General features: G+C 66.6%; 9 protein-coding genes. 7 read left to right on the top strand and 2 right to left on the bottom strand.

Annotation, left to right across the window (positions count from 1 at the left end; genetic code table 11):
- From JCM9942_RS06195 to ubiM, 3 genes are all read left to right on the top strand, one after another.
- The coding region (locus JCM9942_RS06195; RefSeq protein WP_054658467.1) for a DUF4019 domain-containing protein at window positions 1-410 on the top strand (410 nt) is incomplete at its 5' end.
- A gap of 68 nt (window positions 411-478) precedes the next feature.
- Window positions 479-871 (top strand): MAPEG family protein, encoded by a 393-nt coding sequence (locus JCM9942_RS06200; protein ID WP_054658469.1) that lies wholly within the window; start codon window positions 479-481, stop codon window positions 869-871.
- A gap of 67 nt (window positions 872-938) precedes the next feature.
- Entirely contained in the window at window positions 939-2120 is a 1182-nt protein-coding gene (gene ubiM, locus JCM9942_RS06205; RefSeq protein WP_054658471.1) for a 5-demethoxyubiquinol-8 5-hydroxylase UbiM, read from the top strand.
- 15 nt (window positions 2121-2135) lie between these two features.
- Here the strand turns inward: ubiM and JCM9942_RS06210 are convergent, their stop codons facing one another.
- Window positions 2136-2357, bottom strand: coding sequence for an RNA-binding S4 domain-containing protein (locus tag JCM9942_RS06210; protein ID WP_054658474.1), 222 nt, complete (start codon window positions 2355-2357; stop codon window positions 2136-2138).
- Between the two features lie 175 nt (window positions 2358-2532).
- Here JCM9942_RS06210 and JCM9942_RS06215 point away from each other — a divergent pair, with 175 nt between their 5' ends.
- From JCM9942_RS06215 to JCM9942_RS06230, 4 genes are all read left to right on the top strand, one after another.
- Window positions 2533-4467 carry a DEAD/DEAH box helicase gene (locus tag JCM9942_RS06215; protein WP_054658476.1) on the top strand — a complete coding sequence of 645 codons (1935 nt, stop codon included), beginning with the start codon at window positions 2533-2535 and terminating at the stop codon, window positions 4465-4467.
- A gap of 888 nt (window positions 4468-5355) precedes the next feature.
- Window positions 5356-6153: a TlpA disulfide reductase family protein gene (locus tag JCM9942_RS06220; protein WP_054658478.1), complete on the top strand. Its 798-nt coding sequence runs from the start codon at window positions 5356-5358 to the stop codon at window positions 6151-6153.
- A 22-nt stretch (window positions 6154-6175) separates the two neighbouring features.
- Window positions 6176-6991 (top strand): thiol:disulfide interchange protein DsbG, encoded by an 816-nt coding sequence (dsbG, locus tag JCM9942_RS06225; RefSeq protein WP_241772750.1) that lies wholly within the window; start codon window positions 6176-6178, stop codon window positions 6989-6991.
- A 77-nt stretch (window positions 6992-7068) separates the two neighbouring features.
- The gene (locus JCM9942_RS06230; RefSeq protein ID WP_054658482.1) at window positions 7069-8064 is read left to right on the top strand and encodes a cation diffusion facilitator family transporter; all 996 of its coding nucleotides are present in this window, start codon (window positions 7069-7071) and stop codon (window positions 8062-8064) included.
- Between the two features lie 168 nt (window positions 8065-8232).
- Here JCM9942_RS06230 and JCM9942_RS06235 read toward each other — a convergent pair.
- Window positions 8233-9740 (bottom strand): 3-hydroxyacyl-CoA dehydrogenase NAD-binding domain-containing protein (locus JCM9942_RS06235; RefSeq protein ID WP_054658484.1); only part of this gene is annotated, 1508 nt, incomplete at its 5' end.

Raw genomic sequence — 9740 nt, forward strand, 5'->3', positions numbered from 1 at the left:
CCGCCCCGGCGCTGACGCCCGCCCAGCAGGCGCAACAGGCCCGGCAGGATGCGGAGATGACCCGCGCTGCACAGCGCGTGGCGCAGATGATCGATGCCAACCAGGCCGCCCAGGTCTGGGACGGTGCATCCCCGGCCGCCCGCAAGGCCGTTTCCCGCGACCTGTTCGCCAGCAGCGTGAGCGCCGACCGGGCCAAGCTCGGGGCACTGGTGGCGCGGGGCAAGCCGTCCATCACCCGTGTGCAGTATCCCGCCGGCGCCCCGGTACCGGAGGGCATCTACCTCAACGTCAGTTTTCCCACCCGCTTTGCCAACAACGCCCAGCCGGTGCGTGAGCTGGTGTCCTTCCGGCTGGACGAAGACAAGGTGTGGCGGGTGTCCGGCTACAGCGTCAGAGCGGCGGCCGGCTGATCCGGTGTTGTAGGTCAGGCGGGGCCTGGCCCACGGCCAGCCCCACGCATTCATGCGAGGAGGGGACGATGGATATCGAAATCCGCGCGCTGGGCTGGGCGGTGGTGCTGGGAATCTTGCAGATGCTGCTGGCAGCCACTGCCAGCACATCACAGCGCGGGCTCAAATGGAACGTGTCGGCCCGTGATGGCCGGGCGCCTCCCCTGACCGGGGCGGCGGCGCGCCTGCAGCGGGCCTGGGCCAATTTCCTGGAAACCTTCCCGTTGTTCGCCGCAGCGGTATTGGCGGTGGTGCTGCTGCACAGGCAGAACCCCTCCACCGCGCTGGGCGCACAGCTGTACCTCTGGGCGCGGGTGCTCTACGTGCCGCTGTACGCTGCCGGTATTCCCTACCTCCGCAGCCTGGTCTGGGGCGTGGCGATGGCCGGTATCGGAATGCTGGTGTGGCCGTTGTTGACCTGATCCAGATCAATGTCTTGTGGCGGAGGCGGTCTTAGCCTGCACCGGGACAGGAACGAGGGAGCAGGTGATGCAGAGCGTGGATGTGCTGGTGGTGGGGGCGGGCCCGGCCGGGTTGTGCTTGACCCGCAGTCTGGCCGGCAGTGGGTTGTCGGTGGCGCTGGTCGAACAGCAGCCGCAGACGGCATTGGCCACTCCGGCATTCGACGGTCGCGAGATCGCCTTGACCCACGCGTCCCGGCAGATCCTGCAGACACTGGGCATCTGGCAGCGGATCGCGCCGGGCGAGATTTCCCCGTTGCGTCGTGCCCGGGTGATGAACGGCACCTCGCCGTTCGCGCTGGGGTTTGCGGCCGAACGCGAGGGGGTGGCCGAGCTGGGCTGGCTGCTGCCCAATCACCTGATCCGCCGCGCGGCTTGGAAGTCCGTGCAGGCCCAGGCCGGGCTGGAGGTGATCGATGGCACCTCGGTCACTGCGATCACGCCCGGCGTCGAGGCCAATACCGTCACCTTGGCCGATGGCCGGCAGTTGGCGGCGCGGCTGGTGGTGGCCGCCGACAGCCGCTTCTCGGCGACCCGGCGGATGATGGGCATCGGCGCGCAGATGCGCGATTTCGGCAAGTCGATGCTGGTTTGCCGGCTGCACTGTGAGCGTCCGCACCGGCACGAGGCGTGGGAGTGGTTCGGGTATGAACGCACCCTGGCGATGCTGCCGCTGCCCGGCGATCAGGCTTCGGCCGTGATCACCCTGCCGCCCCAGAAGCTGCAAGCGCTGATGGCGATGGAGGAGGGACAGTTCGGCCGCACCGTCACCGGTTTCTTCGAGCAACGGCTGGGACAGATGCAGCTGGCGGGAACCCGCCATGTGTATCCGCTGGTGGGGGTCTACGCGCAGCGTTTCGCCGGTCCGCGCTATGCCCTGATCGGCGATGCAGCCGTTGGCATGCACCCGGTGACCGCCCATGGGTTCAATCTGGGGCTGCAGAGCCAGCACCGGCTGGCGCAGCAGCTGCGTCGCACCGCCGAGGCCGGTGCCGATATCGGTGCAAAGGCGCTGCTAGCCCGGTATGAGCGCGGCCATCGGCTGGCAGCGCGGCCGCTGTACGAGGCGACCAATGCCATTGTCAGCCTCTACAACGACAGCCGCCTGCCCGCGCGTCTGCTGCGGGGCGCGGCGCTGCGCGCGGCCCATGGCGTGGCTCCCTTCCGGAAAATGATTGCCGCCCATCTGACCCAGCGGCAGTCCCTGTGAACAGGGCGGGGCGGCTCAGGCCTCCCCGGTCACCCGGATCAGCACATCGCCCAGCTGCACCTGCTGGCCGGCGCGGATCTTGCACGCCTTGCGCAGTTCCACCGCGCCATCGACCTGGACCTGGCCCTCGCCGATAATCACTTTGGCTTCACCGCCACTGGAAACCAGATCCGTCAGCTTCAGCAGCTGCTTCAGTTCGACGTATTCACGGTCCAGCTCGAATTCGATGGTCTGCATGGTGTTCCCACGATAAAACGGGCGTTATTGTGCGCCAATTGCAGGCCGCCCGGGCGGCCGAGTGCTTGCGCCAGCTGAACGGCCATGCGCCCGCCCCGCGACAACGCAGTGCATTTGGGCGCACAATATGCGTCTTTTCGCCCGCCCGTTCGCGGTGTGGCCCCCGGAGTTACCCATGTCCCAAGAATCCCCCGCACCGCTGCTGTTCGCAGATCTCGGTCTTTCCGAGTCTGTGATGAAGGCGGTAGCCGCAGTCGGCTACGAATCCCCGTCCCCCATCCAGGCTGCCACCATCCCGGCAATGCTGGAAGGCCGTGACGTACTTGGCCAGGCGCAGACCGGTACCGGCAAGACCGGTGCTTTCGCGCTGCCGGTGCTGTCCAATATCGACCTTTCCGCCACCAAGCCCCAGGTCCTGGTGCTGGCACCGACCCGCGAGCTGGCCATTCAGGTCGCCGAAGCGTTCCAGAGCTATTCGGTCGCCATGCCCGGCTTCCGCGTGCTGCCGGTCTACGGTGGCCAGCCCTACGGCCAGCAGCTGTCGGCCCTGCGCCGCGGCGTGCACGTCGTGGTCGGCACCCCCGGTCGCGTGATCGATCACCTCAACCGCGGCACGCTGGACCTGTCCGAGCTCAAGACGCTGGTGCTCGACGAAGCCGACGAAATGCTGCGCATGGGCTTCATCGACGATGTCGAGGCCGTGCTCAAGAAGCTGCCGGAGCAGCGCCAGGTCGCGCTGTTCTCGGCCACCATGCCGTCGGCCATCCGTCGCATCGCGCAGACCTACCTGCGCAATCCGGTGGAAGTGACCATCCAATCCAAGACCACCACCTCGGCCAACATCCGCCAGCGCTACTGGTGGGTGGCCGGCATGCACAAGCTCGATGCACTGACCCGCATCCTGGAAGTGGAACCCTTCGACGCGATGATCGTCTTCGCGCGTACCAAGGCCGCCACCGAAGAGCTGGCCGAAAAGCTGCAGGCCCGTGGCATGGCCGCCGCCGCCATCAATGGCGACATGCAGCAGGCCCAGCGTGAGCGCACCATCCAGCAGTTGAAGGAAGGCAAGCTCGACATCCTGGTCGCCACCGATGTGGCCGCCCGTGGCCTGGACGTGGAGCGGATCAGTCACGTGCTGAACTACGACATCCCGTACGACACGGAAAGCTACGTGCACCGTATCGGCCGTACCGGCCGTGCCGGTCGCAGCGGCGAGGCGATCCTGTTCGTCACTCCGCGCGAAAAGGGCATGTTGCGCTCGATCGAGCGCGCCACGCGCCAGCCGATCGAGGAAATGCAGCTGCCGAGCGTGGATGCGGTCAACGATCACCGCGTCACCAAGTTCCTGGAGCGCATCGGCCAGGCGATGGCCTCCGGCGACACCGATTTCTACCGTGATCTGGTGCAGCGCTACGAAAGTGAAAACAACGTGCCGGCGATCGACATCGCTGCCGCGCTGGCCAAGCTGCTGCAGGGCGATACTCCGTTCCTGCTGGCGCCGCCGGTGCGTACCGGGATGCGCGAGCAGCCGGCTGGCCGCAACGAACGTCCGGCGCGTGACGGCGGTTTCCCGCGTCGTGAGGAGCGTGGCGAGCGTCCGGCCCGGTTCGAGCCGCGTTTCGAGCGTGCTCCGCGGCATGACGAGGGCGAGCGTGCTCCGCGTCCGCCGCGTGGCGAAGGCGAGTTCGGTGAGCGTCCGCGTCGTGAAATGGCGCCGCGCAGTGCCCCGGAAGTCGGCATGGAAACCTTCCGTATCGAAGTGGGCCATATGCACGGTGTGAAACCGGCCAACATCGTCGGCGCGATCGCCAACGAGGCCGGGCTGGAAAGCCGTTTCATCGGCCGCATCGACATCCATGATGACCACTCGGTACTGGATCTGCCGGCGGAAATGCCCAGCGATGTGCTGCAGCACCTGAAGAAGGTCTGGGTGTCCGGCCAGCAGTTGCAGATGCGCCGGGTTGAGGAAGGCGAAGAGCAGGGCGGCGCCGCGCCGTCGTTCAAGCCGCGCTTCAGCAAGAGCGGGCCGAAGCCGGCCGGTCGTCCCGGTGGCCCGGGCGGCCCGCGTCGTGACGGTGGCTTCAAGCCGCGCGGTCCGCGCAACTTCTAAGCCGCGTCCGGCCGTATCCGGTCACCAAGACAGCCCCGGTCCGCCGGGGCTGTCCTGTTTTGGCCGGTGAGTTCGCAATGTGGCGGCGTAAACCCTGTCGTCGGGGTGGCAACGGTTAAGCAGGCATGCCGAGGGATAACTCGGGCGCGAGATGATTGTGCCTACTGTCGACTTGCCGGCCCGGCACCGTGCACGCTGTCTGCATTGATGTGGCGGGTTGCGGTATTCCGGCCCATCACCCACGCTCTGCAATCTGGTCTGAGCAGAATCAATAGGAAGCCCGTTACAACGCTGCGGTGGGCTGGCGCGATGTCTGAGCTGCATCGCGATCTATCGGCATATCCGTCTGTATTGGCGGCTCGGAAGATCACGATGCAAGCGGTGCGTCTGTTTCCGAGAATTTACCCGGCAAGGCGCTGGTCGATCTGCGCTGTGACGTCTGGATCCTGACAGGATGTAGGTCTCGAGCAAGGCGATACGGACAGGTGTACCCGCAGTGCGCGGCTATCGGGCCATGAGGCAAGTGCTCAGCACTTGCGGCGGCTTCGCGTGTCCAGGCAGGCCTTGGGCGGAAGCAGCGAGACCTTGAGCGGTGTGCTGGAGCGGTACTCCGCAAGCAGGAGTGCAGGTTCGAATGTGTCTGCACGATTGCATCCGTTTCGCCCAACTGGCGATCGAGGATGCGCCATGATCTCCAACTGTCCCGAGCGTGAGCTTCATGGCTATTCGGTGGGGCCACTGCGGGGGTTGGTTCAGCCTGAATTGGCTGCTTTCGTCCATGCTGTTAACCATGACTTCTGCTTTTCTGCTCGCACAACCTGCCGGCGCGGGCCGATCGCTTCCACGACTCCTACCTGACAGGCCTGTCAGCGCTGTGGAGCGTGTGTCGTGATCAGTGCCGGTCCATTTCCCTTGATGGCGCTGGTCGCACTGGCGGCGCTGGCAGTGGCCTGGGGCTTGGCGCGGGGAGTGACCGCCGACGCTGGCGGCCTGCGCAGCCGTGTTGGGGCGATCGTGCTGGATGCGTTCCTGTGCGGATTGCTGGCGGCCCGGCTGGTGCATGTGCTGTGGCATCTGCCCGATTATCTTGCCGATCCGGTATCGATTATCCGCTTGGGCGATGGCGGTTTCTCCATCACTGCCGGGATCGTGGTCGCTGCCCTGTACGCGCTCTGGAAGACGCGCCATCCGGTGCCGCGCAAGCCGGTGCTGCTGGGGCTGGTGGCCGGTGCCGCGTTCTGGCTGATCGGCGGCATGGTGTTGTTCGCGGTGCAGCGATCTACGGTGAGCATGCCCGTGGCGGTGCTGGCGGATCTGCAGGGGGCGCCGGTTCCGCTTGACCGTTACAAGGGGCGCCCATTGGTGCTGAATCTGTGGGCGACCTGGTGCGGCCCGTGCCGGCGCGAGATGCCGGTGCTGGTGCAGGCGCAGCAGGCGCATCCGGCGGTGAATTTCGTGTTCGCCAACCAGGGCGAAGTGGCGCAGGAGGTGCTGGACTACCTGCACGCCGAACAGATGTCGCCGGCCAATGTGCTGCTGGATGCCGAGTCGGAGGTCATGCGCCAGACCGGCGCCCGCGCGCTGCCCACCACCTTGTTCTTTGACGCCAACGGGCGTCTGGTCCGCGCCCATATGGGTGAACTTTCACGTGCCACGCTGGAAGCCCGCGTGCGCGAGATCCAATAAACGTTCCATTCCGAGGTTGATGATGATCCGTTCCCGTCCCGCGCTGCTTCTGCTCTCGGCCGCCTTGCTGGCTCCGGCCGCCAGCGCCCGTGACGCCGCCCCGGCGGCGGTACCGGTTGCCGCGAAGGAATCCGCCGATACCGCCGCAGAGCCGGCGGTGGTCAAGACCCTGCGCGCGCAGGGCGTGGAGTTCATGGGCACGTTCGAAACGCCGGTCGGCCTGACCGGCTATGCCGGTGTGGCCGGGCAGGAACCGTTGGCGGTGTATGTCTCGGCCGATGGCCAGTACGCGGTGGTCGGCACGCTGGTCAACGCCAAGGGCGAGGATGTGAGCGCTGCCAAACTCAAGGAGCTGGTACAGGGGCCGATGGGGCAGAAGGCATGGGCCGCAGTGGAGGGCAGCCACTGGATCGCCGAGGGCAAGGCCGATGCGCCGCGCATCATCTATTCCTTCAGTGACCCCAATTGCCCGTACTGCAACCACTTCTGGCAGGCGGCGCGACCGTGGGTGGAATCGGGCAAAGTGCAGATCCGGCAGATCCTGGTCGGTGTGATCCGCGAGGACAGCGCCAACAAGGCCGCCGCGATCCTCGGTGCCGCGTCGCCCGTGGATGCGTTGCTGGAGAACGAGCGCAACTTCGCCAAGGGCGGCATCAAGCCGGCGCCGACGGTCCCGGCCGAGGTGCAGGCCAAGCTGCGCGCCAATGAGATGGCGATGCTTGAACTGGGCTTCCAGGGCACGCCGGGCATCGTGTTCAAGGATGTCAGCGGCCTCGTGCAGCTGCGCTCGGGCATGCCGCAGGGCAAGGATCTGGAAGCGGTGCTCGGCCCACGCTGAGGGATGGCCGCAGCGGCGATGTAATAGTCTCCGCCGCTGGCGGCTGACTAAGCTGACCCGGTTTCCCGGAGTCGATCATGAGCCACGACCACAATCACCTGCCCAGCGAGATCCGCCACGAGAAGCCCCTGTGGTGGGCGTTGGGGCTGACCACCTCCTATCTGGTGGTCGAGGTCATCGGGGCGTTCTGGACCAACAGCCTGGCGCTGCTGTCCGACGCGGCGCACATGGCCACCGATGCGATCGGCCTGATGATCGCCCTGACCGCGGTGCGGCTGAGCCGACGCCCGCCCGATGTGCGGCGGACCTATGGTTACGCCCGGCTGGAGGCGCTCGGTGCGGTGGTCAACGGCCTGTTGCTGGCCGGAGTTGGCGTCTACATCCTTGTAGAGGCCGTGCAGCGCTTCCAGCAGCCGCAGGCCATCGCCTCCAGTGGCATGATGTGGGTGGCCGCGTTCGGCCTGCTGGTCAATCTGATCGCGATGCGCCTGCTCAGCGCCGGCAGTGGCGAGAGCCTGAACGTCAAGGGCGCCTATCTGGAAGTATGGAGCGACATGCTCGGCTCGGTGACGGTGATCGCCGGCGGTCTGGTCATCCATTTCACCGGCTGGACCCTGGTCGATCCGATCCTGGCGGTACTGATCGGACTGTGGGTGCTGCCACGCACCTGGGTGCTGCTGCGCGATGCGATCAATGTGTTGCTCGAAGGGGTTCCCAACGGCGTGGTGCTGGCCGATGTGGGACAGGTGCTGCGGGAGCAGCCCGGGGTTGCCGACATCCACGATCTGCACGTGTGGGCGCTGGCTTCCAGCACGCCGGCGTTGACCGCGCATGTGGTGATGCGTGACGGGCAGGAGGCGGACGTGTTGCGCCGGCAACTGGCCGCCCTGTTGCACGCGCGTTTCGGCATCGACCATGTGACGCTGCAGGTGGAGGTGGACCACTGCGGCGATGACTGCGCGCAGGTGAAGCCGCAGACTGCGGACGATCACGATCACGATCACGATCACGATCACAAAGACCATGCGCATGGGCCGGATCGTCAGGGGCATCATGGCGCGGTGCATCGCTGAGTGTGCGAGAGCAGCCGGCGCCGCGACGCCTGCATCAATCCGGTTGCGGGCCTCCCGCCGAGGTCAGTGACGTCAGCGTCGTCGATTGCCTGCCTTTTAGCGTCGCGGTCCATCCGCAAGAAAAACGGAGCCGTCAGGCTCCGTTTTTCTTTATGGTCCCGCCCCGGATCAGGCCACCGGTTCGCGCAGTACCGGCAGCTCCCAGCCCGGCCGCGGCGCGAAGCGGTCGCCATAACGGCCCTGCAGGGTCTTGAGCTTTTCCACCAAGCCATCGGCACCGGCGGCGCGGATGTGCTGGATCGGGCCGCCGCGGAAGGGGGCAAAGCCGGTGCCGAAGATCACGCCCGCATCGAGCAGGTCGGCATCGGCGACCACCCCGTCGTGCAGGCAGGCCACCGCCTCGTTGAGCAACGGCAGGATCAGGCGATCTTCCAGATCCGACGGCGCCTGGTAGTCCTTGGCCACTTCCGGCTTCACCGCGCGGCCGTTTTCCCACTTATAGATGCCCTGGCCATCCTTCTTGCCGCGCTTGTTCGGCTCGACGGTCGCCAGCGCGGCCGGGATCTGCAGGCCCAGGAACGGCGCCAGCTCCTTGCCCACGCCTGCCGCCACGTCCAGACCCACCGTATCGAGCAGTTCAATCGGGCCCATCGGCATGCCGAACTTGACCGCTGCCTTGTCGATCACCGGACCGGGAATGCCTTCGGCATACGCGGTGGCGGCTTCGAGCATGTACGGGAACAGCACGCGGTTGACCAGGAAGCCCGGGGTGCCGGCCACGGGCACCGGGAACTTGCCCAGCGCCTTGCAGAACGCAGCCAGGCGTCTTTCGGTTTCCGGGGCCATGCCGTCGTGGTGGATGATCTCCACCAGCGGCATCTGTGCCACGGGATTGAAGTAGTGCAGGCCGGCAAACTGCGCCGGTCGCTGGATGTGGTCACGTAGTTCGACCAGCGGAATCGACGAGGTATTTGTGCTCAACAGCGCGCCGGCCTTCATCTTCGGCTCCAGCGTCTGGTACAGCGCACGCTTGGCTTCCGGGTTCTCGATGATCGCCTCGATCACCAGATCGGCCACGGCCACGCCGTCACCGGCCAGATCGGCCTTCAGCCGCGCGACGACTTCCGGGCGTTTGGCCGGGTCTTTCACTTTCTTATCGAACAGCGCCTGCGCGCGGGTCATGGCCGGGTCGATGAAGCGTTGCTCGCGGTCCTGCAGGGTGACGTTGAAGCCCTTGTAGGCCGCCCATGCGGCGATATCGCCGCCCATCACGCCGGCACCGACCACATGCACGTGCTTGATGCCCGAATCCTTGCCGCCCAGACCCTTGAGCCGTTCGGTCAGGAAGAAGATGCGGATCAGATTGCGCGCGGTCGGGCTGCTGGCCAGTTTGACCACGGCGCGGCGCTCGGCGTCCAGACGCTTCTGGATCGGGCTGCCGCCGCTGCGCTCCCAGGTGCTGATCAGCGCGTAGGGCGCCGGGTACTGGTCCTTCTTGGCCTTGCGCGCGACCTGCTTGGCCATCTGCGGGGCCAGGAGCTTGCGGGCCAGGAAGGTATTGGTGGCCCAGGCGGTGGCGCGCTGCTTGAACGGGCGGGTCACGCCGGTCTGCAGCAGCGCGATGGCCGCATCGACCAGCACCGCCGGGGCGGCGACCTTGTCGACCAGGCCAATCG

Source organism: Stenotrophomonas pictorum JCM 9942 (genome assembly GCF_001310775.1).
GTDB classification, from domain to species: domain Bacteria; phylum Pseudomonadota; class Gammaproteobacteria; order Xanthomonadales; family Xanthomonadaceae; genus Stenotrophomonas; species Stenotrophomonas pictorum.